This is a genomic window from Rhodocyclaceae bacterium (genome assembly GCA_020248265.1).
GTDB lineage: Bacteria > Pseudomonadota > Gammaproteobacteria > Burkholderiales > CAIKXV01 > CAIKXV01.
On sequence record JADCHX010000004.1, the window covers coordinates 531887 to 558115 of the forward strand.

27 protein-coding genes and 1 riboswitch are annotated in these 26229 nt (G+C 68.1%); of the genes, 20 read left to right on the top strand and 7 right to left on the bottom strand.

The features are described from left to right. Nucleotides 1-11: 11 nt before the first annotated feature. Together ING98_06230 and ING98_06235 are read right to left on the bottom strand one after the other, a co-directional pair. Nucleotides 12-1211, bottom strand: a complete 1200-nt coding sequence (locus ING98_06230; GenBank protein MCA3101450.1) for an efflux RND transporter periplasmic adaptor subunit — start codon at nt 1209-1211, stop codon at nt 12-14. Nucleotides 1212-1224: 13 nt separating this feature from the next. After that, nucleotides 1225-2442, bottom strand: coding sequence for an SAM-dependent methyltransferase (locus tag ING98_06235; protein MCA3101451.1), 1218 nt, complete (start codon nt 2440-2442; stop codon nt 1225-1227). A gap of 44 nt (nt 2443-2486) precedes the next feature. Here ING98_06235 and ING98_06240 point away from each other — a divergent pair, with 44 nt between their 5' ends. The 5 genes from ING98_06240 (at nt 2487) to ING98_06260 (ending at nt 8876) form a co-directional block, all read left to right on the top strand. Then, complete coding sequence (locus tag ING98_06240) at nt 2487-3227, top strand: pteridine reductase (GenBank protein MCA3101452.1); 741 nt, start codon at nt 2487-2489, stop codon at nt 3225-3227. Nucleotides 3228-3302: 75 nt separating this feature from the next. Next, the gene (gene ttcA, locus ING98_06245) at nt 3303-4253 is read left to right on the top strand and encodes a tRNA 2-thiocytidine(32) synthetase TtcA (GenBank protein MCA3101453.1); all 951 of its coding nucleotides are present in this window, start codon (nt 3303-3305) and stop codon (nt 4251-4253) included. A 366-nt stretch (nt 4254-4619) separates the two neighbouring features. After that, nucleotides 4620-5903, top strand: a complete 1284-nt coding sequence (locus ING98_06250; GenBank protein ID MCA3101454.1) for an alanine--glyoxylate aminotransferase family protein — start codon at nt 4620-4622, stop codon at nt 5901-5903. A 282-nt stretch (nt 5904-6185) separates the two neighbouring features. Beyond that, nucleotides 6186-7088, top strand: a complete 903-nt coding sequence (locus ING98_06255) for an adenylate/guanylate cyclase domain-containing protein (GenBank protein MCA3101455.1) — start codon at nt 6186-6188, stop codon at nt 7086-7088. Nucleotides 7089-7208: 120 nt separating this feature from the next. Beyond that, nucleotides 7209-8876, top strand: a complete 1668-nt coding sequence (locus ING98_06260) for an aminotransferase class V-fold PLP-dependent enzyme (GenBank protein ID MCA3101456.1) — start codon at nt 7209-7211, stop codon at nt 8874-8876. Between the two features lie 13 nt (nt 8877-8889). On the opposite strand, the gene metF is transcribed toward ING98_06260, so the two are convergent. The 3 genes from metF to ING98_06275 form a co-directional block, all read right to left on the bottom strand. Further along, nucleotides 8890-9735, bottom strand: coding sequence for a methylenetetrahydrofolate reductase [NAD(P)H] (gene metF / locus ING98_06265; protein ID MCA3101457.1), 846 nt, complete (start codon nt 9733-9735; stop codon nt 8890-8892). A 121-nt stretch (nt 9736-9856) separates the two neighbouring features. After that, nucleotides 9857-11275, bottom strand: coding sequence for an adenosylhomocysteinase (locus ING98_06270; GenBank protein ID MCA3101458.1), 1419 nt, complete (start codon nt 11273-11275; stop codon nt 9857-9859). 28 nt (nt 11276-11303) lie between these two features. After that, a riboswitch (S-adenosyl-L-homocysteine riboswitch) is annotated at nt 11304-11413 on the bottom strand. Between the two features lie 128 nt (nt 11414-11541). Next, on the bottom strand, nt 11542-12801 hold the full coding sequence (locus tag ING98_06275; GenBank protein ID MCA3101459.1) for an HD-GYP domain-containing protein: 1260 nt from the start codon (nt 12799-12801) through the stop codon (nt 11542-11544). A gap of 95 nt (nt 12802-12896) precedes the next feature. Between ING98_06275 and ING98_06280 the strand changes: the two genes are divergently transcribed. Beyond that, the gene (locus ING98_06280) at nt 12897-13424 is read left to right on the top strand and encodes an adenine phosphoribosyltransferase (protein ID MCA3101460.1); all 528 of its coding nucleotides are present in this window, start codon (nt 12897-12899) and stop codon (nt 13422-13424) included. 67 nt (nt 13425-13491) lie between these two features. Here ING98_06280 and ING98_06285 read toward each other — a convergent pair whose 3' ends face one another. After that, nucleotides 13492-14652: a methionine adenosyltransferase gene (locus tag ING98_06285; protein MCA3101461.1), complete on the bottom strand. Its 1161-nt coding sequence runs from the start codon at nt 14650-14652 to the stop codon at nt 13492-13494. A gap of 178 nt (nt 14653-14830) precedes the next feature. Here ING98_06285 and ING98_06290 point away from each other — a divergent pair, with 178 nt between their 5' ends. The 7 genes from ING98_06290 to ING98_06320 all read left to right on the top strand — a co-directional run bounded on the left by ING98_06290 (nt 14831) and on the right by ING98_06320 (nt 20496). After that, nucleotides 14831-15706, top strand: coding sequence for a lysophospholipid acyltransferase family protein (locus ING98_06290; GenBank protein MCA3101462.1), 876 nt, complete (start codon nt 14831-14833; stop codon nt 15704-15706). Next, a complete protein-coding gene (locus ING98_06295; GenBank protein ID MCA3101463.1) occupies nt 15706-16584 on the top strand; it encodes a lipid A biosynthesis acyltransferase in 879 nt (292 codons plus the stop codon). Before ING98_06290 ends, ING98_06295 begins: the two co-directional genes overlap by 1 nt. Before the next feature lie 10 nt (nt 16585-16594). Further along, a complete protein-coding gene (locus ING98_06300; GenBank protein ID MCA3101464.1) occupies nt 16595-17020 on the top strand; it encodes a CoA-binding protein in 426 nt (141 codons plus the stop codon). Next, on the top strand, nt 17017-17847 hold the full coding sequence (dapF, locus tag ING98_06305; protein ID MCA3101465.1) for a diaminopimelate epimerase: 831 nt from the start codon (nt 17017-17019) through the stop codon (nt 17845-17847). The genes ING98_06300 and dapF overlap by 4 nt, the downstream gene beginning before the upstream one ends. 87 nt (nt 17848-17934) lie before the next feature. Beyond that, a complete protein-coding gene (locus ING98_06310; GenBank protein ID MCA3101466.1) occupies nt 17935-18597 on the top strand; it encodes a DUF484 family protein in 663 nt (220 codons plus the stop codon). A 61-nt stretch (nt 18598-18658) separates the two neighbouring features. Continuing rightward, a complete protein-coding gene (locus ING98_06315; protein MCA3101467.1) occupies nt 18659-19567 on the top strand; it encodes a tyrosine recombinase XerC in 909 nt (302 codons plus the stop codon). 212 nt (nt 19568-19779) lie between these two features. Further along, the gene (locus ING98_06320) at nt 19780-20496 is read left to right on the top strand and encodes a DUF1826 domain-containing protein (protein ID MCA3101468.1); all 717 of its coding nucleotides are present in this window, start codon (nt 19780-19782) and stop codon (nt 20494-20496) included. A 114-nt stretch (nt 20497-20610) separates the two neighbouring features. Here the strand turns inward: ING98_06320 and ING98_06325 are convergent, their stop codons facing one another. Further along, nucleotides 20611-20991: a hypothetical protein gene (locus ING98_06325; GenBank protein MCA3101469.1), complete on the bottom strand. Its 381-nt coding sequence runs from the start codon at nt 20989-20991 to the stop codon at nt 20611-20613. 434 nt (nt 20992-21425) lie between these two features. Here ING98_06325 and ING98_06330 point away from each other — a divergent pair, with 434 nt between their 5' ends. The 7 genes from ING98_06330 (at nt 21426) to ING98_06360 (ending at nt 26133) form a co-directional block, all read left to right on the top strand. Further along, nucleotides 21426-21827 carry an energy transducer TonB gene (locus tag ING98_06330; GenBank protein ID MCA3101470.1) on the top strand — a complete coding sequence of 134 codons (402 nt, stop codon included), beginning with the start codon at nt 21426-21428 and terminating at the stop codon, nt 21825-21827. Between the two features lie 5 nt (nt 21828-21832). Continuing rightward, nucleotides 21833-22624 (top strand): MotA/TolQ/ExbB proton channel family protein, encoded by a 792-nt coding sequence (locus ING98_06335; GenBank protein ID MCA3101471.1) that lies wholly within the window; start codon nt 21833-21835, stop codon nt 22622-22624. Next, nucleotides 22624-23058: a biopolymer transporter ExbD gene (locus ING98_06340; GenBank protein ID MCA3101472.1), complete on the top strand. Its 435-nt coding sequence runs from the start codon at nt 22624-22626 to the stop codon at nt 23056-23058. The genes ING98_06335 and ING98_06340 overlap by 1 nt, the downstream gene beginning before the upstream one ends. A 61-nt stretch (nt 23059-23119) precedes the next feature. Then, nucleotides 23120-23398 (top strand): hypothetical protein, encoded by a 279-nt coding sequence (locus ING98_06345; protein ID MCA3101473.1) that lies wholly within the window; start codon nt 23120-23122, stop codon nt 23396-23398. 13 nt (nt 23399-23411) lie between these two features. Continuing rightward, entirely contained in the window at nt 23412-24161 is a 750-nt protein-coding gene (locus ING98_06350; protein ID MCA3101474.1) for an ABC transporter ATP-binding protein, read from the top strand. Nucleotides 24162-24165: 4 nt separating this feature from the next. Next, a complete protein-coding gene (locus tag ING98_06355) occupies nt 24166-25041 on the top strand; it encodes a metal ABC transporter permease (protein MCA3101475.1) in 876 nt (291 codons plus the stop codon). A 129-nt stretch (nt 25042-25170) separates the two neighbouring features. Continuing rightward, entirely contained in the window at nt 25171-26133 is a 963-nt protein-coding gene (locus ING98_06360; protein MCA3101476.1) for a metal ABC transporter substrate-binding protein, read from the top strand. The last annotated feature ends 96 nt before the right edge of the window (nt 26134-26229 follow it).

The following is a 26229-nucleotide window of genomic DNA, read 5'->3' on the forward strand; positions in this document are numbered from 1 at the left end:
CTGCGCAAGGGTCACCGGGCGCGCGCCCGCGAGCCGTCTTCGAGGCCGCGGGTGAGCACCACCCTGTTGCCGGCTTCCAGCCCGGACAGCACCTCGACCTTCGATCCGCCGCGGATGCCGAGGGTCACCGGCACCGCGACCAGTCGCCCGTGGTCCAGCCGCTGGACGGTCGCACGGCCTTCCGCTTCGCGCACCGCTGCGGCAGGGATCACGCGCGCCTTGTCCTTTCGCGCGACCTCGATGTCGATCGACACCGTCATGTCGGCACGCAGGTAGGGTGGCTGTGACGCGACGCGGAAGCGCGCCTCGACCGAGCCGCGGGAGGTGTCCACACCCGGACTCACGTAATACAGCTCGGCGCCAAACCGCTCGTCGGGGAATGCGTCGCTGGAGGCGATCGCACGGCTGCCTGCGCGCAGGTAGGGCAGGTTCTTCTCGTCGATCTGCGCGGTAAGCCGGGTCTCGCCGCGCGAGGCGACCACCAGCAGCCGCTTCGAGGACGTGACGATGTCGCCCGGCTCCACGCTGCGTACCAGCACCGTGCCCGGGACCGAGGCCCGGATCACGGTCTGCGCCAGCTTCGCCTCCGCCAGTTGACGCGCCGCCACCGCTTCGCGCAACCGGACCGCCGCGTCGCGTGCCGCGACCCCGCCTGCGCCCTGGGCACGCCGCTGCGTGCGTGCCGATTCCAGCTGGTTGCGTGCGAAGGCAACCTGCCGGTCGGCGTCGTCCAGGCGGGCATCGCTGATGAAACCCTTGTCGCGCAGCGCACGCTGGCGCTGCAAGTCGGCTTCCGCGAAGCGCAGCTGCGCCTCGGCCTGGGCCAGCGCATCGGCCGACTGCGGCAGGGTCAGTTCACCCACGCTGTCGACACGCGTGCGCGCGGTCGACTCTGCCGCCTGCGCCTGCGCGACGCCGGCTCGCAGTTCCTGGGGGTCGAGCTCGATCAGCGGCTGGCCTGCCGCGACCGTGTCGCCTTCGACGACGCGGACGTTCACCACGCGGCCGGTGATCACCGAGCCGATCTCGATCCGGTTCGGTGCCTGCACGCGGCCGCTGACCACGATCGCATGGACGATCGTTGCGTCCTCCACCGTCGCCAGCTCGACCGCCGGGCCGCGCCACTGCATCCAGCCGGCCCCGGCGCCAGCCGCGACCAGCAGCACGGCCACTGCGCCGAGCCGGCGGATCCCGTGCCTTTCGACGCTCATTGGCGCGCTCCCCTCACAACAGCCGCGACAGGTCGCGTGCACCGAGCCCGGGCAGCGCGAGATCGCAGTCGCGTGCGATCGTCATCACCTTGAACAACTCGCCCATCTCGGCCGGCGAAAGCAGTCGTTGCGCAGCGGCCGCCTGAGGCAGGTAACGGCCCGGCTGGTCGGCCGGTGTGCGGCCAAGAAGCCCGCCGATGCCCGCATCCAGGAGGAAATGAGCCTGGGTGGTGTAGCCGGCAAGTCGGCCACCGACGCCGACGGCGGCCTCGGCGATCGCGGTGAAATCCACATGGGCGGTGATGTCCTGCAGGCCGGGCAGGAAGAACGGATCGGTGTGGGCATGCTGCCGATAGTGGCACATCAGCGTGCCCTGACGGCGCTGCGGGTGGTAGAACTCGGCACGGCCGAACCCGTAGTCGATGAACAGGGCCACGCCGCGCTGCAGGCGCTCGATCAGCGAGGCCGCCAGCGCGGTCGCCGCCGGTGCCACTTCGGACAGGTAACCGTCGGTATCGGCGGGTATCGGCAGTCGTTCGATCGCCGCCGACAGGCTGCGCTCGGCGATCGGCCTGTCGACCCAGGCAAAGGACGGGCCGGACGCTGCGGTAGCCGATCCGTCGATGCCCTGCCGGGACAGCGCGACGCAGCGCTCCAGCGGGCCGTCCGCCGTCCAGTGCACGAGGCGTACCGGCACCACGTCGAGTACTTCGTTGGCGACGATCGCGCCGTGTACGGACGCTGGAAGCGCGTCGAGCCAGCGCACGCGCGGCAGCAGTGCCGGATGCCGTGCTTCGAGGGCTTCGCGCTGCCGGGCGCGCAGTTCGCCGCTCAGTTCGAGGATCGAGTAGTGCGCGGGCAGGGCGTCCAGTTCGCGCAGCGCATCGAGCAGGTCGCAGGCCAGGCGGCCGGTGCCGGCGCCGAGTTCGATCAGTTCGCTGCCGGGGTCCCGCAGCACCGGTGCCAGGGTGCGCGCGAGCGTGTGGCCGAACAGGGGCGTCAGCTCCGGGGCGGTTGTGAAGTCGCCGTCCGCGCCGAACTTGCGCGCGCCGCCGGTGTAGTAGCCGAGGTCCGGCTCGTACAGGGCCAGTTCCATGTATCGCGAAAAATCGATCGCTCCGTCGGCGGCGGTGATCGCCTCGGCGATCCGCCGGACGAGCGCACGGCTGGCGGCGAGGGCTTCGGGCGCCGGTTCGGGCAGGGCTGCGAGCGGACGCAGGGTGGATTGCATGGACGCGAGGTAAGATGTGGATCGGACTACGGGAGCGCACAGCGGTGCAGGGACAGGTCGTGCTGATCACGGGTGGAGCCAAACGGGTGGGAGCCGCCATCTGCCGTTCGCTGCATGCCGCGGGTGCAGACCTGATGGTGCACTATCGCAGCTCCTCGAAGGAAGCACATGCGCTGCAGGACGAGCTGAATGCGATCCGTACCGATTCGGTCGCGCTCGCGCGCGCCGACATCCTGAAGCCGTCGAGCCTGCCCTCGCTGGTGAACGATACCGTCGAGCGGTTCGGCCGGCTCGACGTGCTGATCAACAACGCGTCCAGCTTCTACGCCACACCGGTCGGCGAGGTCACCGAGCGGGCATGGGACGACCTGATCGGCACGAACCTGAAGGCGCCGCTGTTCCTGTCGCAGGCAGCGGCGCCGCACCTGCGTCGCTCGCATGGTGCGATCGTCAATATCGTCGACATCCATGCCGAGCGGCCGCTGAAGAACTACCCGGTCTACAACGCGGCCAAGGGCGGGCTGGTCACGCTGACCCGGTCGCTGGCGCGCGAACTCGGCCCGGAAGTTCGGGTCAATGCGGTCGCGCCGGGGGCGATCATGTGGCCCGAAGACGGCGAATGGCAGGACGAGGTGGCGCGCCAGCGCATCATCAGTTCCAGCCTGCTCAAGCGCGTCGGCGAGCCGGAAGACATCGCGCGCGCGGTGAAGTTCCTGGTCATGGATGCGCCGTACGTCACCGGCCAGATCCTCGCGGTCGACGGCGGCCGCAATGTGCACATCTGAACCGATGAAGCCGTCCGGCATCCCTTCCTGCATCGCCTGCCAGCCCGGCATGTACTGCCCGGTTGCTGGCTGACCATGAACGCGCCTGACCCGAAGCTGCTGGAGCGCCAGCGGCGAGAAGCCATCAAGCTGGAGAAGCGGCTGTGCCGCCTCGCCGGGCAGGCGATCGGCGACTTCGGAATGATCGAGGCCGGCGATCGGGTGATGGTCTGTCTGTCCGGCGGCAAGGACAGCTACGGGCTGCTCGATATCCTGATGAAGCTGCGCGAGCGCGCGCCGATCGACTTCGAGATCGTCGCGGTCAACCTCGACCAGCGGCACCCGGGCTTCCCGGAGCATGTGCTGCCCGATTACCTGACGGCCCTCGGCGTGCCGTTCCGCATCGAAGTGCAGGACACCTATTCGATCGTCAAGCGGGTGATCCCCGAGGGCAAGACGATGTGCTCGCTCTGTTCTCGGCTGCGTCGCGGCGTGCTGTACCGCGTGGCATCGGAGATCGGCGCGACGAAGATCGCGCTTGGCCATCATCGAGACGACATCCTCGAGACCTTCTTCCTGAACCTGTTCTTCGGCGGCAAGCTGAAATCGATGCCGCCGAAGCTCGTGTCCGATGACGGCAGGCATGTCGTGATCCGGCCGCTCGCCTACGCGGCAGAGGACGACCTCGAGGCCTATGCGTGCCTGCGGGCGTTCCCGATCATCCCCTGCGATCTGTGCGGGTCGCAGGAGACGCTGCAGCGCAAGCAGGTCAAGGCGATGCTGCGCGAATGGGACAAGCGCAATCCCGGCCGGGTCGAGACCATCTTCCGCAGCCTGATGAACGTGGTGCCGTCGCACCTGCTCGACCGCGCGCTGTTCGACTTCGCGGCGGTGGCAGCGGGCGCGATGCCGCACGATGCCTCCGCCGTGGACATCGGTTTCGACGTCGACGTGAACCTGGAGCGGGCGATCGATGCAGGCACGGCCGTGCGCGCCGGCACCATCCCGCTGCTGCCGGCAGCCGACAAGGCCGGCGAGCGCGGGTAGTTCGCACGGGTAGTTCGCAGCTTGTCAAATTCAGTTTGACGAGCTAAGCTTCGCAGCATGATGAATGATCGTCTCCACGGTTCTGCCGACATCGCGGCAGACAACTGCGCCGCACGCCTGGTCGGACTGTTCGGCAGCCAGGCCGAGGTGGCACGCCGGTTGCAGCTCGACCGTGCCGTGGTCAGCCACTGGATCAAGGTCGGCTACGTACCTGCCCGCTGGGGTACCGAGATCGAACTGGCGACCGACGGTCGCATCACCGCCTCCGAGGTTGTGGCTGAAGCGAGCAGCCGCAAGCCGATCAAGCTCAAATCTCGCCCCGACGGCGAAGGGCCGTTCGGGTCCATCCTCCAAGGGAGTGACACGATGAGTCTCCAGTACGCGCCGTCCAAGCGCATTACCTCTTTCCACCCGCCGCAGCGCACGCTGATGGGACCGGGCCCGACCGAGATCCATCCGCGCGTGCTGACGACGATGAGCCAGCCGGCGATCGGCTACCTCGATCCGGTGTTCATCGAGATGATGGAAGAGCTGAAGTCGCTGCTGCGCTACGTCTACCAGACGAAGAACGCGCTGACCTTCCCCGCCTCCGGCCCGGGTTCGGTCGGGATGGAATACTGCTTCGTGAACATGGTCGCCCCGGGCGACAAGGTCGTCGTCTGCCGCAATGGCGTGTTCGGCGGCCGGATGGTCGAGAACGTCGAGCGCTGCGGCGGCATCCCGGTCGTCGTCGACGATGCCTGGGGCGAGCCGGTCGACCCGCAGAAACTCGAGGATGCGCTTAAGGCCAACCCCGACACGAAGGTCGTCGCTTTCGTGCATGCCGAGACTTCCACCGGCGCGCGCTCCGACGCGAAGACGCTGGTCGAGATCGCCCACAAGTACGGCGCGCTGACCATCGTCGATGCGGTGACGTCCCTGGCCGGCGTGCCGGTGCTGGTGGACGAGTGGGGCATCGACGCGATCTACTCGGGCAGCCAGAAGTGCCTGTCCTGCACCCCCGGCCTGTCGCCGGTTTCGTTCAACGAGCGTGTCGTCGAGCACGTCAAGAAGCGCAAGGACAAGATCCACAGCTGGTTCATGGACATGAACCTGCTGCACAGCTACTGGAACGGCGGTGGCGGCGGCACCAGCACGGCTCCGGTGCGTACCTACCACCACACCGCCCCGACCAACGCCCTGTTCGCGCTGCACGAGGCGCTGGTCCTCATCCGTGAAGAGGGCCTGGAGAACGCATGGGCGCGCGCGACGCGCCACCACATGGCGCTCAAGGCGGGGCTCGAGTCGATGGGCCTGAAGTTCCTCGTCAAGCCCGAGTACCAGTTGCCGCAGATGAACGCGGTGCTCTGCCCGGAAGGCATCGACGAGGCAAAGGTCCGCCGCACCCTGCTCAACGAGTACAACCTCGAGATCGGTGCCGGTCTCGGGCCGCTGGCCGGCAAGATCTGGCGCATCGGCCTGATGGGCTACTCCTGCCGCACCGAGAACGTGATGCTCTGCCTGTCCGCGCTTGACCAGGCCATGTCCGACCAGGGTTCGAAGATCCATGTCGGTGAAGCGCAGGGCGCAGCCCATGCGGCGTACGCCACGCTGCATGCCAGCATCGCCCAGCAGAAGAAGGACCGCGCTAAAGTCGTGCGCGCCGCCTGAGCCTGACCGCAGGCAACGCTGCACGGAGGGCTCGCTGATGGCGGGCCCTTCGTCTTTCCCGATCCCGGGTGCGTCTTTTGTCAGTCGGCGGGCTACCCGGCTGACGCGGTCGGCGCTACTCTAGGCAGGAAGTAGCCGATCGCCCTTTCCGCCCCGGCGATCCAGGCTTGCCGGGGCAGTTGCCTGTCGGTCACCCCGCCCGAGGATGCGTGCAGCGACTTGAACGACCATTCCACCCCCACCCGAGATCCTGGCCTCCCGCCGCGGCAGCTGGATGTTGCGATCCTGTTCGCCGACGTCGCGGGCAGTACGCGACTCTACGAGCTTTTCGGTGACCAGGCCGCGAAGAAGCTGATCGACGCCTGCCTGCGCTGCATGCGCGAGGCGGCGGTCGACTCGCGGGGCCGCGTGGTGAAGATCGTCGGCGACGAGATCATGTGCGTGTTCCCGGACGCCGAGTACGCCTATCTTGCCGCGACCGAGATGCAGATCCGGGTGAGCGAACTCGCTACCCAGCCGGTCCCCGACTCGCAGATGCAGCCCGGCGCCCATTCGCGCGCAATCCGGGTCGGCTTTCATGCCGGGCCGGTGATCGAGGAGAACGGTGACCTGTTCGGCGACACGGTCAACGTAGCTGCGCGCATGACCGCCCTCGCCAAGGCCAACCAGATCATGACGTCCGGCGCGACGGTTGCGCGCCTGCCCGACCTTCTGCGCATCTCGACCCGCGAGATCGCCGCGCTGGCGGTCAAGGGCAAGGGCGAGGCGATCTCCGTGTTCGAGGTGATCTGGCAGGCAGGCGAAGACCTGACCATGGCGATCACAATGCAGCCGAACATCGCGAGCATCTCGATGATCATCCCCAGGTCCCTGCGGCTCGAGCGCGGCGAGTTCGAGCTGGTGCTCGACCCCGACCATCCCGGCGTGATCCTCGGGCGCGATCCCCGGTGCGAGCTCGTGGTGGCCGACCCGCAGGCATCGCGGCAGCACGCCCGTATCGATCGGCGCCGGGACAAGTTCTTCCTGATCGACCAGAGCACCAACGGCACCTTCGTCACTTTCGACGGCGAGCCCGAGATCGTGCTGTTGCGCGAGGAAGTGATGCTGCGCGGTCGCGGCCGTATCTCGTTCGGGCATTCGTCGATGGACAACGAAGAGACGGTGCGATTCTCGATGGTGCGTTGAGCAGGTATCGGCAGGCGATCCGCTCGGGATCGTGCGGCGAACCGCTGCAGGCATGGATTGACGCCGCTACCGTCTGCGACGATGCTGCCAGCGGTTCCACTGCAAGCGCCTGCCGCCGACATGTCCCGACTTCGTTTCTCCATTGCGTCGACCGACGATGAGTTCGAACAGGTCCATCGTCTGAACCACGACACGTTCTGCCTCGAGATCCCGCAGCATCCGGCGCGGTCCGATGGTCGCATGGTCGATCGCTTCCATGCCGAGAACCTGTATGTCGTCGGCAAGTGCGGCGACGAAGTGGTTGCGATGGTCGCGCTGCGCGATCGGCGTCCGTTCTCTCTGGACGCGAAGCTGCCGTCGCTCGACGACTGGCTGCCCCCGGACCGGTGCACCGGGGAGGTGCGCCTGCTCGCGATCCGGCCGCGCCACCGGCATCGTGGCGCGATCGCTGGCCTGATGCGCGAGCTGTGGCGCACGGCCCACAGCCGCGGCCTCGACCTGCTGCTCATATCGGGCACGACCCGGCAATTGAAGCTCTATCGGCAGCTCGGCTTCGAACCGTTCGGGCCGCGCGTCGGTTCCGTCGACGCGGAGTACCAGCCGATGCTGCTGCGGCGGGAGGCGCTGAACACCAGTCTGCGTTCGGTGGCGCACGCCCGTCCAGCCGGGGAAGGGCTGGCCGCGGCGCCCTTCTCGCCATCACTCCCCCGGGTCGTCCCCGCGGTGCTGCAGGCCGCGGCCGTCCATCCGCGCGCGCACCGAGGCAGAACGGTGATGGCCACGCTGCGCCGGATACGCGAGCGTCTGTGTGCGGCGACTGGGGCGGAGGATGTGCAGGTGCTGGCCGGGACCGGTACGCTGGCCAACGACGCGATCGCAGCCCAGCTCGCGCGGCGTCCCGGCCGGGGACTGGTGCTGGTGAACGGCGAGTTCGGTGAGCGGCTCGCTGCACACGTGTCCGGTGCTGCTGCGGCGGCCGACGTGGTTCGGGTCGACTGGGGGCAGGCCTTCGACTTTCCCGCGATCGCGGCGTCGCTGGCTGGGCAACGGCCGGCATGGGCCTGGATGGTCCACTGCGAAACCTCGACCGGCCGCCTCAACGACGTCGATGGGTTTCGCGCCCTGTGCGAACGTCTCGGTTGCCTGCCGGTGCTCGACTGCGTGAGTTCGATCGGTAACCTGCCGGTAGCGCTCGGCGGAATCGGCCTGGCTTCCGGCGTCAGCGGCAAGGGTCTCGCCGCACTGACCGGGTTGGCACTGGTATTCCACCGTGCCGATGCGCTGGTTGCCGCGCGCCTGCCAGGTATGCCGCGCTGCCTGGACCTCGCCTGGTACCGGGAGCAGGATGGCATCGCCTGGTCGCTGTCGTCCAACCTCCTCGATGCGCTGGACAGGGCGATCGAGCAGTGCCGCTGGATGCCTGCATCCAGCAGCGCGCCTTCGCCGGCACCGCCTGCCCCTGGCACCCTGCATCGGGCGGTGGTGTCGCGGCTGGCTGCGGGTGGCTTGCGGGTGCTGGTGGCGGACGAGTCGGCTGCGCCATTCCTGGTCACCGTCGAACTGCCGGGCTGGCTCGATGCTGCCGCTGTCGGCGCCGCCATGCAGCGTGCGGGCAGCACGATCGCCTGGGAGAGCCGCTACCTGCGCGAGCGCAACTGGGTGCAACTCGCCTGGATGGGACGACGCAGCGAACACGAGGTACTGGCGGCAGCCGATGCGCTGGTACGCTGCTGCCGCCAGCAGGCACTCGTACAGGATCTGCCTCCGCTTAGGCAACGGACGGCCTGAACCGGCGCCCGGGCTACAGCCCGAGCCGCTGCCAGATGGTGGTCGTGAGTCCGGCCTGGTTCAGGGAGTAGAAATGCAGCCCCGGCGCGCCGGCCTGCAGCAGGCGGTCGCACATGTCGGTGATGACGTCCAGCCCGAACGCACGGATCGACGCCTTGTCGTCACCGAACTCCTGCAGCCGCAGGCGCATCCAGCGCGGGATGTCGGCACCGCACATCTCCGAGAAGCGGGCGAGCTGGGTGTAGTTGCCGATCGGCATGATGCCCGGGACGATCGGGATCGTCACGCCGGCGGCCTCGCAGCGGTCGACGAAGTCGAAGTAGGCGTCGTTGTTGAAGAAGTACTGGGTGATCGCCGAGTTCGCGCCGGCGTCGACCTTGCGCTTGAAGTTGGCGAGGTCGTCCTTCGGCGAGCGGGCCTGCGGATGTACCTCGGGATAGGCGGCCACTTCTATGTGGAACCAGTCGCCGGTCTGCTGGCGGATGAACGCGACCAGTTCGTTCGCGTAGCGGAATTCGCCTGCATCGACGGTACCGGACGGCAGGTCACCGCGCAGCGCGACGATGTGGCGGATGCCATTCGCCTTGTATTGCTCGAGGATCGCGGTGATGTTTTCGCGCGTCGATCCGATGCATGACAGGTGCGGAGCCGCCTCGTTGCCCGACGACTGGATCTCGATCACCGTCTCCAGCGTCCGGTCGCGGGTCGAGCCGCCGGCACCGAAGGTCACCGAGAAGAACTTCGGCTTGAGCTGGGCGAGCTGTTCGCGCGTCGCACGCAGCTTCGCGACGCCTTCCGGCGTCTTCGGCGGGAAGAATTCGAAACTGAACGTCCTGTCGAATGCGCGCTGGGTCTGCATGTGTGTTCCTTCAACCGGCCTGGGTGGTGGCCTGCCGCAGCGAATCCGTCGGTCCGGGTGCCCAGCACGCAGGATGGCGTAATCACCGCCCCGGCACGGCAGGCCGGGGCGGTAGCCGCGATCAGTAGCGGTACTGCTCCTGCTTGTACGGGCCTTCCTTCTGCACGCCGATGTAGCGAGCCTGCGTGTCGGTCAGTTCCGTCAACTGCGCGTTCAGCTTCTTCAGCTGCAGGCGCGCGACCTTCTCGTCGAGGTGCTTGGGCAGCACGTAGACGCCGACCGGGTACTTGTCGGTCTGTGTGAACAGCTCGATCTGGGCGATCGTCTGGTTGGCGAACGACGAACTCATCACGTACGACGGGTGGCCCGTGCCGCAGCCGAGGTTCACCAGCCGGCCCTTGGCCAGCATGATGATCCGCTTTCCATCCGGGAAGATCACGTGGTCGACCTGCGGCTTGATCTCTTCCCACTTGTACTGCTCGACGGACGCGACGTCGATCTCGTTGTCGAAGTGGCCGATGTTGCAGACGATGGCCTGGTCCTTCATCTGCTTCATGTGGTCATGGGTGATCACATGGAAGTTGCCGGTGGCGGTGACGAAGATGTCGGCCTTGTCGGCAGCGTAGTCCATGGTCACGACGCGGTAGCCTTCCATCGCCGCCTGCAGCGCGCAGATCGGGTCGACTTCGGTGACCCACACCTGGGCCGACAGCGCGCGCAGGGCCTGGGCCGAGCCCTTGCCCACGTCGCCGTAACCCGCGACCACGGCAACCTTGCCGGCGATCATCACGTCGGTGGCGCGCTTGATGCCGTCGACCAGCGACTCGCGGCAGCCGTACAGGTTGTCGAACTTCGACTTGGTGACCGAGTCGTTGACGTTGATGCCGGGGAACGCCAGCCGGCCTTCCTTGTGCATCTGGTACAGCCGGTGCACGCCGGTGGTGGTCTCTTCGGTCACGCCCTTGACGTGCTTGAGGCGGGTCGAATACCACTTGGGGTCTTTCGCCAGCGTCGCCTTGATCGAGGCGAACAGGCAGGTCTCTTCCTCGCTGGTCGGGTTCACCAGCACCGACGGATCGGTCTCGGCGGTCGTGCCCAGGTGCAGCAGCAGCGTGGCATCGCCGCCGTCGTCGAGGATCATGTTCGTGTAGCCACCATCGGCCCACTCGAAGATCCGGTGCGTGTAGTCCCAGTACTCGGCCAGCGACTCACCCTTGACGGCGAACACTGGCGTACCCGCGGCGGCAATCGCCGCGGCAGCATGGTCCTGCGTCGAATAGATGTTGCACGACGCCCAGCGAATCTTCGCGCCGAGGGCTTCCAGGGTCTGGATCAGCACGGCGGTCTGGATCGTCATGTGCAGCGAGCCGGTGATGCGTGCACCGCGCAGCGGCTGCTGGCTCTTGAACTCTTCACGGATCGCCATCAGGCCGGGCATCTCGGTCTCGGCGATCGCGATTTCCTTGCGGCCCCATTCGGCCAGGCTGAGGTCTGCTACCTTGAAGTCTTCGGTTACGGCGGATTTCAGTACGGCGCTCATCTCGCGCCCCCCTTTCTTTTCAGAAAAAAGTTTGCGAGCGCCGTTGCAGAGATCAGACCGCTTCGAGCCTGGCCATCGTGGCCGATCGGGATCTGGACGATCCTCCGGCGGGCGACGGCTGCAGCGCTCCTCGAAGCGGGCGGAGTGTAACCCAGGAGAATGAGCGGATGCAGGCATTTTTGCCTGATGTACCGTCATGATCTGTCCGTTCCGACCAGCGCGCGCCTGCGCACTGCCGCTGCCTTCTCCTGCGCGGGACTTCCGCCTCAGGCCGCCTTCGGGGGGGGCGTGATGTCCGAGCTGCCTGCCCACATCGTGTCGAGGTCGCGGAAATCCCACTTTTCCGGATCTTCCCGCCCGATGATCCGGTCGACCATGCCCTTGTGCGACAGGTCGATGATCTCCGGGGGAATGCGCGCGTCAGCCCCGATCGAGAAGAACAGCTTCACCCTGGGCGTGGTGAGCCCGCCTTCGTTCTGCTCGGTCACCACGCCGAGCCTGCCCGACGCCATCCTCACCAGCGATCCGACGGGATAGATGCCGACGCTCTTCACGAATGCGTGGAAGACCCGCTCGTCGAAATGGCCTTTCGACCACCCTGCCATCTGTCGTATCGACTCGGCGGGATTCCAGCCCGTCTTGTACGGGCGGTTCGAGGTGATCGCATCGTAGATGTCGCATACGGTGCCCATCTTTGCATACAGACTGATCGCGCTGCCTTCGAGTCCGTGCGGGTAGCCGGTTCCGTCGACCCGTTCATGGTGGTGGAGGCAGACGTCGAGTGCGATTTCGCCCACCGTGCCCGCCTCGATCAGGATGGCGTGGCCCAGTTGCGGATGCTTCTTCACGAGATCGAACTCCGCGTCGGTCAGCTTTCCGGGCTTGTTCAGCACGCTTGCCGGAACCACGGCCTTTCCCAGATCGTGCAGGAGTCCGGCCAGCCCGGCGTCGCGCAATTGCCGGTCTTCGAGACCGAGCTGGCGGCCCAGCGACAGCATCAGCCCGCAGACCGCGATCGAATGCATGAACGTGTAGTCATCGACTGTCTTCAACCGGGCCAGGCTGATCAGTGCACCCGGATTGCGTTCGACCGAGGCATTGATCTCGTCCACCAGTTCGAGCGCGCCCGCCGAATCGATCGCCTCGCCCATCCGCGCTTCCGAGAACATCGAGATCATGGCGCTCCGGGCGTTCTCGCAGATGCGTGCAGCCCGTTCCAGTTCTGCGCCCATCGTGGCGCGACCGGGCGTGCGCACGTCGGCCGCGCACGCCCGGTCGGCGTCGACCCGCTGGCTGGTGCTCTCGTGCGGGGCCGGCGGTTCGCCACCGACGGTACCCGGGACATCCGCGCCTTTCGACGTGTCGATCCAGACTTCCTGGACGCCGCCATCGAGGAGGCGATCGATATCGCGAGCCTCCTTCACCAGGAACCGTGTGCGCCAGAATGGATGGTCCAGCCAGGAGCCGCACAGTTCGTGCACATGCATGCCGACGCGCAGCTGGCTGACCGATATTCTTTTCAACATGGAGCCGTCGGAGGGAGCGTTGGCAGCAATATCATGAGGATTACGGTCACCCGCCCGATTTCTTGAGGGTGCCGTCCCCTTCCGGGAGCGTTTCGATGGCTGGCCTGCACGACGACCTGTTTGCTTTTGTCCGATCGGTGACGGATTTTCCGATTCCCGGCGTCACCTTCCGCGACCTCACCCCGTTGATGGCAGACCCGCCTGCCCTCGGCCGCGCTGTCTCGGCGCTGGCCGATCCTTTCCGCACTGCCGGGATCGCTCGGGTGGCCGGCGTCGAGGCGCGCGGCTTCATCTTCGGCGCGCTGGTCGCGCGCGAACTGGCAGCGGGGTTCGTGCCGCTGCGCAAGCCGGGAAAGCTGCCTGCGGGCGTCGAGGCGGTCAGCTACGCGCTCGAGTACGGTACCGCCTCGCTCGAGATCCATCGCGATGCGCTGCCGGCAGGTGCCCGCGTGCTGCTGGTCGATGATGTGCTGGCGACCGGTGGTACGGCCGCGGCGGCCGTCGAACTGCTGGCGCGTGTGGGCGGCGTGGTCGCGGGCGCGGCATTCCTGCTGGAGTTGCCGGCGCTGCTCGGGCGGGAGCGCATCCCCGGGTGCGACGTGCGCAGCGTGCTGCGTATCTGATCCGGCAGGCAGAAACGAAAACGCCCCGCGCTGCGGGGCGTTCCGGTGCTGCAGCGGTGGGCGTCGATCAGATCCCGGCGTCGGCCTTCAGTGCGGCGGCCTTGTCGGTCTTCTCCCATGTGAACTCGGGCTCGTTTCGTCCGAAGTGGCCGTAGGCCGCAGTCTTCTCGTAGATCGGACGCAGCAGATCGAGGCTGTGGATGATGCCCTTCGGGCGCAGGTCGAAGTGCTGCTCGACCAGCTTGGCGATCTTCTCGTCGGCGATCTTGCCGGTGCCGAAGGTCTCGACCAGCACGCTTACCGGCTTGGCTACGCCGATGGCGTAGGCCACCTGCACCTCGCACTTGCTGGCGAGACCGGCCGCGACGATGTTCTTCGCGACATAGCGGCCGGCGTAAGCGGCCGAGCGGTCGACCTTGGAAGGATCCTTCCCCGAGAACGCACCGCCGCCGTGGCGCGAGTAGCCGCCGTAGGTGTCGACGATGATCTTGCGGCCGGTAAGGCCGGTGTCGCCCTGCGGGCCGCCGATGACGAAGCGGCCGGTCGGGTTGATCAGGTAGCGCGCGCCCTTGAGCAGCGCCGCCGGGATCACCGGCTTGACGATTTCCTCGATCACCGCCTCGGTCAGCGGTTCGTGAGAGATGTCGGGGGTGTGCTGGGTCGAGATGACGACCGTGTCGATGCCGACCGGGCGGCCGTCGACGTACTTGATCGTGACCTGCGACTTCGCGTCCGGGCGCAGCCACGGCAGCTTGCCGTTGCGGCGCATCTCGGCCTGGCGCTCCATCAGGCGGTGCGAGTAGTGGATCGGCATCGGCATCAGTTCCGGCGTCTCGTCGCAGGCGAAGCCGTACATCAGGCCCTGGTCGCCCGCGCCCTGGTCTAGGTCGAGGCCCTTGCCTTCGTCGACGCCCGCGGCGATGTCCACCGACTGCTGGTCGTAGCAGACCAGCACGCCGCAGCTCTTGTAGTCGAAGCCGATGTCGGAATCGGTATAGCCGATGCGTTGCACGACCTTGCGCGCGACCTGCGCGTAGTCGACCTGGGCACTGGTAGTCACCTGGCCGGCCATCACCACCAGGCCGGTGTGCACCAGCGTCTCGGCGGCAACCCGGCCGTACTTGTCCTGGGCGAGGATGGCGTCGAGGGCGGCATCGGAGATCGCGTCGGCAACCTTGTCGGGATGGCCTTCCGATACCGATTCAGAGGTAAACAGAAATTCGCTCATATGGGAAACCCGTCTGCTGTAAGGGAAAAGGATGCCGGCGCAGGAAACGCGTCCGATGCTTGCAACGTGCGAAGCAGGACTCCGGATACGTATCGAATATGCCTGAAACCGCGAAGGCCGCAGACAAAAAGGGCGCTAGGATATCAGAGTCGCTCCAGACGCCGATGTCAATGAAACCATTTTGCTATTCCTGATCCGACTGCTCGGCCACCTGCCGCTGCGGGTGCTGCACTGGCTGGGCGCGGCGCTCGGCTGGACTGCTTACGCCTGCGACCGCACCTACCGGGAGCGCCTGCGCGAGAACCTTGCCCGGTCGGGGCTCGGCGACCCGCCAGGGACCCACCGCGTCCTGCACGGTGCGATTGCCGAGGCTGGGCGCGCCGTCGCCGAGTTGCCCTGCCTCTGGCTCCGGCCGCAGTCGGGTGTGTCCCGCTGGGTGCGCGTGACGGTGGGCCAGCAGCACCTCGATGAAGCGCATGCGCGGGGACGTGGAGTCCTTTTTCTGTCACCCCACCTCGGTGCGTTCGAGATCCTGCCGCAGTGGTACGGCCTCGCACGGCCGATCACGGTGATGTACCGTCGTCCGAAGCTCGGCTGGCTCGACCCGCTGGTCAGGGCCGGCCGGGGCCGCGGGCAGGTCGAACTGGTCAGTGCCGACCTTGGTGGCGTGCGCGCGATGCTGCGCGCCCTGCGTGCCGGGCATGCGGCTGGTCTGCTGCCAGACCAGGCGCCCGGGGCGGGTGAAGGGGTCTGGGCGGAGTTCTTTGGCCGGCCGGCCTACACGATCACCCTCGCGGCACGGCTGGCGCGATCGACCGGAGCGACCGTTCTGTTGGCCGTCGCCCGCCGCCTGCCGCACGCGCGCGGCTACGAACTCGAGTTCCATCTGCTGCCCGCGCTGCCGGCCGACCCGATGCAGGCGGCACGCGTGATCAATGCGGCGGTCGAGGCGGTCGTCGCACGCTGCCCGGCGCAGTACCTATGGAGCTACAACCGCTACAAGCGGCCGGCAGGCGCGCCACCGCCCCCTCCGGATCCGGCGGGCGCCCGCTGATGGGGACCCGGATCGCCCTGCTGCTGGTCTGGCTGCTGCACTTCCTGCCGTTCCGGCTGCTGGCGCTGGTCGGGCATGTGCTGGGGCTGGCGCTGTTCCTGATTGCCGGCGCGCGCCGGCGCGTTGTCCTGATCAACCTGGCGCTCTGCTTCCCCCGCATGTCCGAGGCCGACCGCCGACGGCTCGCTCGGGCCCATTTCGCGGCGTTCACGCGCAGCGTGCTCGACCGCGGCATCGCATGGTGGTCGAGCCGGGAGCGCCTGACGCGGGTGGTGCGTGTGGAAGGCTGGGAGCACCTGCGGGCGTGCACTGGCCGGCCGGTAGTGTTGCTGGCACCGCATTTCGTCGGGCTCGACATCGGTGCGCAACGGCTGGCGGCCGAGCACAGCGCGGTGTCGATGTACAGCCGGCAGAAGAACCCGCTGTTCGATGCCTTCCTGCGCGAGAAGCGGAACCGGTTCGGTTCGGTGACGATGGTGTCGCGCCAGCAGGGCCTTCGGCCGGTGCTGCGGGCGATGCGCAAGGGCCTGCCGCTCTACTACCTGCCGGACATGGATCTGGGCGCGCGCGATTCCGTGTTCGTGCCGTTCTTCGGCGTGCAGGCGGCGACGGTGCCCGCGCTGTCGCGTATCGTGCGGCTGACCGGTGCCGTGGTCCTGCCGTGCATCACCGAACAGTTGCCGGGCGGTGCAGGCTATCGGGTGCGGATTCATCCGCCGTGGACCGGTGTGCCCGCCTCCAGCGAGCCGGACGATGCCGGCGACGCGCTGGCGATGAATGCATTCATCGAATCCGCGGTGGCCGGGATGCCGGCGCAGTACCACTGGCTGCACAAACGGTTCAAGACCCGGCCGCCCGGCGAACCGCCGCCCTACTAGGAGAAAGCACATGTTCCGCAATCCGGATGTCGACCGTCTGCGTGCGTTGCTGCGCGAGGTACGTACGATTGCCGTGGTAGGCCTGTCGCCGAAGCCCGACCGGCCCAGCCATGGCGTGTCGAAATCGATGCAGTCGTTCGGCTACCGTATCGTGCCGGTGAATCCCGGCCAGGCAGCCATCCTCGGCGAGACCTGCTACGCGACGCTGCGCGACATTCCCGAAGGCGTGCGGGCAGGCATCGACCTGGTGGACGTGTTCCGCCAGGCCGACGCGGTGCCTGCGATCGTCGACGATTGCATCGCCCTCGGCCTGAAACGGCTGTGGCTGCAGGACGGCGTGGTCGACGCGGCGGCGGCGCAGCGTGCGGTCGAGGCGGGTATCGAGGTGGTGATGGATCGCTGCGTTTACCGGGACTATGTAAACTTGATGCGATGAAGCTGGCATTCACCAAGATGCACGGCGCCGGCAACGACTTCGTCGTGATCGACGCCACCCGCGAGCCCGTCGCCTTCGACGCGGCGACCTGGCGGCACCTCGCCGACCGCCATCGGGGTATCGGCTGCGACCAGATCCTGGTCGTCGAGCGTCCGCAGCTCGAGGGCACGGACTTCCACTACCGCATCTTCAATGCCGACGGCGGCGAGGTGGAGCAGTGCGGCAACGGCGCCCGCTGCTTCGTGCGCTTCGTGCGTGAGAAGGGATTGACCGACAAGCGCGAGATCCGTGTGGGCACGATGGCGGGCATCATTTCTCCGCGGCTGGAGGACGATGGTCGCGTCACGGTCGACATGGGTGCGCCGCGGCTCGCGCCGGCCGACGTGCCGTTCCTCGCCCCGGCCCGCGCAGACGTTTACCTGCTGGACCTCGCCGGCGGCTCGGTCGAGGTGTCGGCGGTTTCGATGGGCAACCCGCATGCCGTCCAGGTAGTGGCCGACGTGGATGCGGCGCCAGTGCTCGAGCAGGGCGCGCGCATCGAGTCACATCCGCGATTCCCGAAACGCGTCAATGCAGGCTACATGCAGGTGGTCGACCGGCGCACCGTGCGACTGCGCGTGTACGAGCGCGGTGCCGGCGAGACGCTCGCCTGCGGTACTGGCGCCTGCGCGGCGGTCGTCGCCGGCAGCCTGCGCGGGCTGCTCGACGCGCAGGTCGACGTGCATACCCGTGGCGGCGTGCTCACGATCGCCTGGGCGGGCGAGGGTATGCCGGTGCGCATGACCGGGCCGGCAGTCACCGTGTTTGAAGGTACGATCGAGATCTGAACGATCGATCGATGCTACGCCGTGCGAGCGGCCCGCAGCCTGCGTGCAGGCGAACGAGACAGGATGGGGGAAGGAATGAAAGAAGGCATCAATCCGGACCAGGTCGCGGCCTACCTGCAGGAGCACCCGGAGTTCTTCGAACTGCACTCGGACATGATGGCGAACCTGTTCATCCCGCATCCGCACGGCGGACGCGCGATCCCTATCTCCGAGCGCCAGGTGCTGACCCTGCGCGACAAGAACAGGCTGCTCGAGGCCAAGCTGGCGGAACTGATCCGCTTCGGAGAGCAGAACGATTCGATCGGCGAGAAGCTGCACCGGCTGACGGTCGCGCTGATCGCGGCGCCGGATACGCCCGCGGCGATCCACGTCACCCGCTACCACCTGCGGGAAGATTTCGCCGTGCCGCATGTCGAACTGCGGCTGTGGTCGCCAGCGGCGCCTTCTGCTGGGGGCGAGCCGTCGGTCGAGTATTCGCCGATCAGTGAAGAGGCGGGCGTGTTCGCCGACAGCCTGACCCAGCCCTACATCAGCGCTCGCGCGATGTTCGACAGCGCGTCCTGGTTCGGTGCGGACGGCGAGGGGCTGCGTTCGTTCGCGTACATTCCGCTGCGCGGCCGGCAGGCATTCGGTCTGCTCACGCTGGCGAGCGAAGATCCCCAGCGGTTCTACCCCGAGATGGGTACGCTTTACCTCAAGCGCCTGGGCGATATCGTGGCCGCTGCGCTGGGACGGAGCCTTGCCGGCTGATCTTCCGGCGCCTGCAGCGGCCGACCCGGAAACGACCCTGCCGGATGCCTCTCCGGAGGCGCTGCCGGCGGCATCGCAGCGGCTGCTTGAGCGTTTCGTCGACTATCTCGCGACCGAGCGCCGCCTCGCGGTCACCTCGGTGGCGGCGTACGAATACGACGTGCTGCGACTGCTGCGCCTGGCCGGGGACGCGCCGCTTGCCGGCCTGACTTCGCAGGAGATCCGGCGCTATGCCGGCCGCCTGCACGGTCAGGGCCTGAACGGGCGCTCGATCGCCAGGCTGTTGTCGGCGTGGCGCGCGTTCTTCCGCTGGCTGGTGCGCGAACGACTGTCCGCCGCCAATCCCGCGATCGGCGTGAAACCGCCGAAGTCCGGCAAGCGCCTGCCCAAGGTGCTGTCCCCGGACGAGGCGTCGCAGTTGCTCGGCGGCATGCCTGAAACGCCGGCCGAGGTACGCGACCTCGCGATCCTCGAACTGCTCTACTCGTCCGGGCTGCGCCGCGCCGAACTGGTCAGCCTGGACCTGGGCGACGTGCGTGCCGCGGATGCGCTCGTGCGCGTCACCGGCAAGGGCAGTCGGACGCGGGAAGTGCCGGTCGGCCGGCAGGCGCTGCTCGCCCTCGATGCCTGGCTGCAGGTGCGCCCGCTGATGGCCAGGCCCGGCTGCGAGGCACTGTTCGTCGGCGTGCGCGGCGATCGCATTTCCGACCGCGTGCTGTCCACCCGGGTCGAGCAATGGGCGCGGCAGCGGGGCCTCGGCCAGCACCTGCATCCGCACATGCTGCGCCATTCGTTCGCCTCCCACGTGCTGCAGTCGAGCGGCGACCTGCGTGCGGTCCAGGAAATGCTGGGCCATGCGAGCATCGCGACCACGCAGATCTACACCCACCTCGACTTCCAGTACCTGGCGAAGGCGTACGACGCGGCGCACCCGCGGGCGCGCATCGGCAAGCTGCCGAAGCAGGGCTGAGTTCAGCCCAGTGCGACGGCCCCTGCAGGTCGCAGTGGCCGGCATGCGGGTCGCGCACGTGCTCGTCCGCCACTTGATGGAAGACATGCTTCGCCTCGCGCCGCCGTGCGACTGCCCTGGCCGACCGATCAAATGCAACTGAGTAGCGCAAATGGGTTGCATAAAGGAGGTGGCCGGTGCATGCTCGGGCATCCCGTTGAAACACTTCCGACATGACGCAGGCACTCTACGGTCGATTCGCGGTCGCCAGCCGCGGCAACGATGGCGCGCAGGCGATGCGCACGGTTTCCAGCGACGATCCTTCGTCGCTGATGCGTATCCACGAGCCTTCGGTGAACCTCGCCGTCTGGCGGCGGACGCCGGATGATTCCGTGCTCGCGGCATGGCGCGACGTCTGCGCGACCGGCTCGACGGTGGTGGATGCCATCGTTCGCCCGGGCGCGCCGCACGAGGCAGACGAGACGGCCTGCGCGTCGTCCGTGGGCGAGCGGTTCGGCGTGTTCGCCCAGGACGTGCTCGTGCTGTCCCGCTGGATGGCCTGCATCGCCGGCTGCGTCGAGGTGCGTGCCCGGCTTGTGTCGATCGACGACGACCAGTGCAGGCTGTTCCATGTGGACGAGCAGGCACTGCGCATCCTCTCGACCTATGTCGGCCCCGGTACGCAGTGGGTCGAGGAGGGCGGCGCTCGGCGCGAGCGCCTTGGCATGGGCGGCCTGCCCGCAGACGCATTCAACCGCGCGTTGCTGCTTCCGGGCGCCGCCGTGCACCAGGCACGCGCCGGCTGGGTCTGCCTGCAGAAGGGCGATGCCTATCCCGGCAACCGCGGCCGTGCGATCGTCCACCGATCGCCGCCGATCGAAGGCAGCGGCCTGCGCCGCCTTCGGTTGACGCTCGAGCCGTCGGGCTATTGTCGATACGGACCCCCGTGAACCCCGGCGGGCAGTCCCTGCCGCTGCCACCGCCGCCTCGCGCTAAACTCCGGGCCACGCCTCGCACCACGCGACCGCCCGCGGGCTGCGGCAGGCTGCACGCAGTCCCTCCGGTCAGAAGCGACGCGGGTATGGCCGGAACGGGTCCCGCCAGCCATGTACCGGTCCCCAGGGACCCCAGCCCGGGCCGTAGAAGCTGCGCGCCCGCACCGATTCCTCGAACCGCACGACATCCAGATGCACGCGTTGCATGTAATCGATCACCGCGTCAGGTACGCCTTGCTCCCGCAGCTTCGCGAGTTCGCTCGCAGGCAGCCGGTAGACGGCGTGGCTGCGCTGCATGCGCTCGATGATCTGCTGTGGCGACTGTCCTGCCCTGGCCGACGCGACGATCTCCGCCAGCGAGGGCGGCGGTGGTGTCGGTTCGCCGGAGGTGGCGCAACCGGCCAGCATGGACAGCAGCAGCACCGCCGCCACGGCTGCGCGCACGAGCATGGCGTGGCTGCGGCCAGGACGGGTACCGATCTCGATTGCCATGCCTGCTCTCCGGTGTGCTGCGCGTCGCCGTGCGGCAAGCGGCCGCGGGCGGGCGAGGCAGCCCGCGCATGACAGCCGTGCGCGGAGTGCAATTCGATGCTCGCCAGCGCCGGCTTGCGCTGGGGTTCACGGCCATCTTGCACGTGTTGGTGCTGGGCTGCATCTTCCTGCTCCACGTTCAGGCACCGCGTCCCGCACCGGAGCGGCCGCCGCTCGTAGTCGTGATGATCACCCCACCTGCGCCGTTGCCGGAACCCGTGCGTCCACCTGAACCGCCCCGGATAGCGCTGCCGCCGCCGGTCGCGCGGCCGGCGCCGCCCGTACCAGCGGATCTCCCGCCACGGCCGGTCCCGGCCACGCCGCCGCCGGCAGAAGCGGCACCGGCGTCCGCCGTGGCTCCTGCGCCGGTGCCCCAGGCGCTCGCGCCGGCGCTCGATGCCACGCTGCGCCCTGCCGCGCCGTCGGTTTCGGCGGCGGCGCCCGCTGCGCCCGCTGCCCGCCCCGCCGCGCTGGTGCCTCCGTCGTTCGATGCCGACTACCTGCACAATCCGACGCCGCGCTATCCGCCTGCGGCCGCGCGCCTGCGCGAGACCGGGCGGGTACTGCTGGCGGTCAGCGTCAGCGCGGCCGGGCTGCCCGAGCGGGTCGAGATCGCTGCCACCAGTGGTTCGCCCCGCCTCGACCAGGCGGCCCTCGAGACGGTGAAGCGCTGGCGCTTCGTGCCGGCACGCCAGGGTGACAAGCCGGTCGCGGCTTCGGTCACCGTTCCCCTCGTGTTCAGACTCGACGAGTAGATGCCATGAATGAAACATTGAACCCGGCCGCCGTTGGCAATCCCGGCAGCAATCCCTACGGAATCGGCGCGATGCTGGCGCAGACCGATGCGGTCGGCGTTGTCGTGATCGTGTTGCTGGTCGCGATGTCCGTCGCGAGCTGGTACTTCATCGCGGCGAAGGCGATCGAGCAGCTGGCGCTGCGCCGCGCTGCGCGGCAGACGCCAGATGCCTTCTGGGGGGCTGCAGACCTCGCCGCAGCCGAACACGAGGTGCGTGGCCGGGCTGGTGATCCGTTCGCAGCACTCGCGCTGGCCGGCGTCGAGGCCTCCCGCGCGCACGCGGCCAGCACCCGCACCCTGGGCGCTGCCTGCGACCTGTCCGACTTCATCACGCGCGCGCTGCGCCAGTCGATGGTGGCGACCACCGCCCGGCTCGAGGCGGGCCAGACATTGCTTGCCTCGGTGGGCAGCACCGCGCCCTTCGTCGGGCTGTTCGGCACGGTGTGGGGCATCTACCACGCGCTGGTCGCGATCAGCCTGTCGGGCCAGGGCACCCTCGACAAGGTGGCCGGTCCGGTGGGCGAGGCGCTGATCATGACTGCGGCGGGACTCGCCGTGGCCATCCCGGCGGTGCTCGGATACAACATGTTCGTGCGCGCGAACCGGCTGCTGCTGGCCCAGCTCGACGGCTTTGCGCATGACCTGCATGCCGCCCTGGCCGTCGGCCCGCGCGCCCGCCCGGGCTCGAGCCCGGGCGCGGCTGCGGCACCGGGGGCCATGCCGGCGGCTGGCCAACCTGCATCGCGAGGGGCATGATGGCCTTCGGCGGATTCCAGGGATCGTCCGAGGCGCAGCCGATGGCGGAAATCAATACCACGCCGTTCGTCGACGTGATGCTGGTGCTGCTGATCATCTTCATCATCACCGCTCCGCTGCTGACCCATTCCATACGGATCGACCTGCCCCAGGCACGCAGCCAGGCGAGCCCGGAGAAGCCACAGACGATCACGCTGGCGATCGATGCCCGCGGCGCGATGTTCTGGGAGGGTGAGGCGGTTGCCGCAGACGCGCTGGTCGCGCGCCTGGCCGACGCCGCTGCGAAACAGCCGCAGCCGGAACTGCACCTGCGCGCCGACCGCGAGACGCGCTACCAGGTGCTGGCCGAAATCATGGGCCAGGCGAGGGTGGCCGGGATCACCCGCATCGGATTCGTCACCGATCCGTCCGCGCCAGCGGCAAAGCGCAACTGAATTGCGCTGGCAGGCGCAACGTGGTTTCATCCGCCTCCCTGCGGGGCCAACGGAGTGAACGATGCAGTCCCCTTCCGATCCTGACGCGCATCCGCATCGCCATCCCCGAGCGCACCCTCATGCCACTGCCCATGCCGAGCCGAGCGGGCATGGCCAACCGCCTCGTCCGTCCACTGCCTCGCCTTCGCTGCTGCCTGCCGCCGTGACCCCGCTACCTTCAGCCGCCGTACCCGAGCCCGGTCCTGCCTCGTTGTTCCTGGCCGGCAGCCGTGATCGGCTGTTCGCGGCATCCGGCCTGGTGGCGGTCCTCTGGCTGCTGGTCTGGTGGGCGCTCGACTGAGCCCATGCGCGCCTTGAACGCTTCCATCCGCATCGACAACCTCACGGTGGCCTACGATCGGCATCCGGCCGTACATCATCTGTGCGGTGCGTTCGAGGCCGGCTCGATGACGGCGATCGTCGGGCCCAACGGTGCCGGCAAGAGCAGCCTGCTGAAGGCGATCGTCGGCCTGTTGCGTCCTTCGGAGGGCACGGTCGACCTCACCGGCGCGATGCCGCACGACATCGCCTACCTGCCGCAGCAGGCGGAGATCGACCGCCAGTTTCCGATCCCGGTGCTGGACACGGTGGCCATGGGTTTCTGGCGGCGCTGCGGGGCGTTCCGCGCGATCGACGCCGCCCAACGCGCCACCGCGCGCGATGCGCTTGCAGCGGTCGGCCTGCGTGGTTTCGAGTCGCGGCCGATCGGCACGCTTTCCGTCGGGCAGTTCCAGCGCGTGCTGTTCGCCCGCGTGATGGTGCAGGATGCGCCGGTCATCCTGCTCGATGAACCGTTCAACGCGATCGACACCCGCACTACCGACGACCTGCTCGACCTGGTTCGCCGCTGGAGCGGCGAGCGGCGCACGATCATCGCCGTCCTGCACGACCTCGACCAGGTACGGCGCAATTTCCCCGAGACGCTGCTGATCTCGCGCGAGCGCATCGGCTGGGGCGCCACCGCCGAGACGCTCACCCCCGAAAACCTGAAGCGCGCGCGCCAGATGTCCGAAGCCTGGGACGAGGGCGCGCCGCTGTGCGAAGTCCATCCCGGACACTCCTGATCCCATGCCCGGTCCCTACGAACTCCTGCTGCTGCCGTTCATCGAGTACGGTTTCATGCGCCGGGCGCTGGTCGCCTGCTTCGGGCTGGCGATCGGCTGCGGGCCGATCGGCGTGTTCCTCATCCTGCGCCGGATGAGCCTGGTCGGCGATGCGATGTCGCATGCGGTGCTTCCAGGCGCCGCGATCGCCTTCCTGATGTTCGGCTTCTCGCTCACCGCGATGACCATCGGCGGTTTCCTGGTCGGGCTGGCGGTCGCGCTGCTTGCCGGTTCCGTGACCCGCCTCACGCCGCTGCGCGAGGATGCGAGCTTCGCCGCGCTGTTCCTGATATCGCTGGCGCTCGGCGTGACCCTGATCTCTTCGCAGGGCTCGAGCGTCGACCTGATGCACCTGCTTTTCGGCGCCATCCTCGCGGTGGACAACCCGGCGCTGCTGCTGATCGCCTCGATCGCCTCGGTGAGCGTGCTGACGCTCGCGGTGATCTTCCGCGCGCTGGTGATCGAGTGCCTCGACCCGGCCTTCCTGCGCTCGGTGCGCGGCGGCGGTGCGCGCTATCACTTCCTGTTCCTGGTACTGGTGGTGCTCAACCTGGTCGCCGGCTGCCAGTCGCTGGGCACGCTGATGACCGTCGGCCTGATGATGCTTCCGGCCGCCAGCGCGCGCTTCTGGACGGCGGGCATCGGTCCGATGCTGGTGTTCTCCGCCTGCGCGGCCTTTGCCTGCGGCTATGTCGGGCTGCTGGTGTCCTACCACGCGAACCTGCCGTCGGGCCCGTCGATCATCCTCACCGCTGGCGCGCTGTACGTGTTTTCGGTGGCCTTCGGGCGCCATGGCGGACTCGTCTCGAACTACCTGCGAGCGCCGCACTTCCAGCGCTGACGCGGGGCCCGCAGCCAGCTTTCGCTTTCCATCCGGAGCTTCACCGCCATGAATTCCCATCGCGCCTCCTCCCCGTGCGTGCTTCCCGCGCGCCGCTGCACCATCGTCGCAGGGATGGCCGGCTTGCTGATGCTGCTGGCGGGTTGCGGTCCTTCCGCCGATGGCGGACGGGGAGCCGATGCATCGAAGGCATCGGCCGCCACCACCGCCCCCGCCGTGGAACCGAAGCTGGCGGTGGTTGCCACCTTCACCATCCTTGCCGACCTGGTCGCCAATGTCGGCGGCGACCGTGTCGAGATCGCCATCCTCGTCGGGCCGGACAGCGACGCCCATGTGTTCTCGCCGACGCCCGCCGCTGCGAAGACGATCGCCGGTGCGAAGGTCGTGTTCGTCAACGGGCTGGGCTTCGAAGGCTGGATGGACAAGCTGATCGCGGCCTCCGGATACAAGGGGCCGCTGGTGGTGGCCAGCGATGGCGTGGACGTGCTGAAGGTGAAGCCGCGGGCGCATTCGCACAAGCATGGCCAACCCCATGGCCACGACCACGGTGAAGTCGACCCGCATGCCTGGCAGAGCCTTGCCAATGCCCGCCGCTATGTCGCGAACATCGCCGACGCGCTTTCGGCCGCCGATCCAGCGCACGAGGCGGGCTATCGCGCGCGGGCGAAGGCCTATGACGAGCAGCTGGCGCAACTCGACGAGAGGGCCCGTGCGCGCCTGGGCGCCATCCCCGCGTCGGAGCGGCGGGTGGTCGTCGGCCATGACGCATTCGGCTATTTCGCGCGCGCCTACGGCCTGACGTTCCTGTCCCCACGCGGGGTGAACACCGACTCCGAGGCGAGCGCGAAGGACGTGGCGCAACTGGCGAAGCAGATCCGTGCGCAGCGCATCCGCGCGGTGTTCGTCGAGAACATCAGCGACCCGCGCCTGGTCGAGCAGCTGGCGCGGGAATCCGGCGCCCGCGTCGGGGGCACGCTTTTCTCGGACGCGCTGTCTGCGAAGGACAAGCGGGCACTGACCTATCACGACATGATGAGTCACAATATCGACGAGGTGGCGAGGGCGCTCGCGCCCGCGGCCCCTGCCAACTGAACGCCGGCATGCCGCCGGGGCGTTTCGCCCTGCGGCGCGCGGGCCCGGCGAATAAACGCAACAAGATTGCATAAGATGTTCCTCGATGCTAACCTT

Excerpts from the sequence above, each read along its gene's own strand:
- ING98_06270 (MCA3101458.1), bottom strand. The coding sequence starts at position 11,275 with ATGAGCGCCGTACTGAAATCCGCCGTAACCGAAGACTTCAAGGTAGCA.
- ttcA (MCA3101453.1), top strand. The coding sequence starts at position 3,303 with ATGAACGCGCCTGACCCGAAGCTGCTGGAGCGCCAGCGGCGAGAAGCC.
- ING98_06260 (MCA3101456.1), top strand. The coding sequence starts at position 7,209 with ATGTCCCGACTTCGTTTCTCCATTGCGTCGACCGACGATGAGTTCGAA.
- ING98_06230 (MCA3101450.1), bottom strand. The coding sequence starts at position 1,211 with ATGAGCGTCGAAAGGCACGGGATCCGCCGGCTCGGCGCAGTGGCCGTG.
- ING98_06250 (MCA3101454.1), top strand. The coding sequence starts at position 4,620 with ATGAGTCTCCAGTACGCGCCGTCCAAGCGCATTACCTCTTTCCACCCG.
- ING98_06340 (MCA3101472.1), top strand. The coding sequence starts at position 22,624 with ATGGCCTTCGGCGGATTCCAGGGATCGTCCGAGGCGCAGCCGATGGCG.
- ING98_06295 (MCA3101463.1), top strand. The coding sequence starts at position 15,706 with ATGGGGACCCGGATCGCCCTGCTGCTGGTCTGGCTGCTGCACTTCCTG.
- ING98_06235 (MCA3101451.1), bottom strand. The coding sequence starts at position 2,442 with ATGCAATCCACCCTGCGTCCGCTCGCAGCCCTGCCCGAACCGGCGCCC.
- dapF (MCA3101465.1), top strand. The coding sequence starts at position 17,017 with ATGAAGCTGGCATTCACCAAGATGCACGGCGCCGGCAACGACTTCGTC.
- ING98_06335 (MCA3101471.1), top strand. The coding sequence starts at position 21,833 with ATGAATGAAACATTGAACCCGGCCGCCGTTGGCAATCCCGGCAGCAAT.
- ING98_06285 (MCA3101461.1), bottom strand. The coding sequence starts at position 14,652 with ATGAGCGAATTTCTGTTTACCTCTGAATCGGTATCGGAAGGCCATCCC.
- ING98_06275 (MCA3101459.1), bottom strand. The coding sequence starts at position 12,801 with ATGTTGAAAAGAATATCGGTCAGCCAGCTGCGCGTCGGCATGCATGTG.
- ING98_06355 (MCA3101475.1), top strand. The coding sequence starts at position 24,166 with ATGCCCGGTCCCTACGAACTCCTGCTGCTGCCGTTCATCGAGTACGGT.
- ING98_06300 (MCA3101464.1), top strand. The coding sequence starts at position 16,595 with ATGTTCCGCAATCCGGATGTCGACCGTCTGCGTGCGTTGCTGCGCGAG.
- ING98_06325 (MCA3101469.1), bottom strand. The coding sequence starts at position 20,991 with ATGCTCGTGCGCGCAGCCGTGGCGGCGGTGCTGCTGCTGTCCATGCTG.
- ING98_06345 (MCA3101473.1), top strand. The coding sequence starts at position 23,120 with ATGCAGTCCCCTTCCGATCCTGACGCGCATCCGCATCGCCATCCCCGA.
- metF (MCA3101457.1), bottom strand. The coding sequence starts at position 9,735 with ATGCAGACCCAGCGCGCATTCGACAGGACGTTCAGTTTCGAATTCTTC.
- ING98_06360 (MCA3101476.1), top strand. The coding sequence starts at position 25,171 with ATGCTGCTGGCGGGTTGCGGTCCTTCCGCCGATGGCGGACGGGGAGCC.
- ING98_06280 (MCA3101460.1), top strand. The coding sequence starts at position 12,897 with ATGGCTGGCCTGCACGACGACCTGTTTGCTTTTGTCCGATCGGTGACG.
- ING98_06320 (MCA3101468.1), top strand. The coding sequence starts at position 19,780 with ATGACGCAGGCACTCTACGGTCGATTCGCGGTCGCCAGCCGCGGCAAC.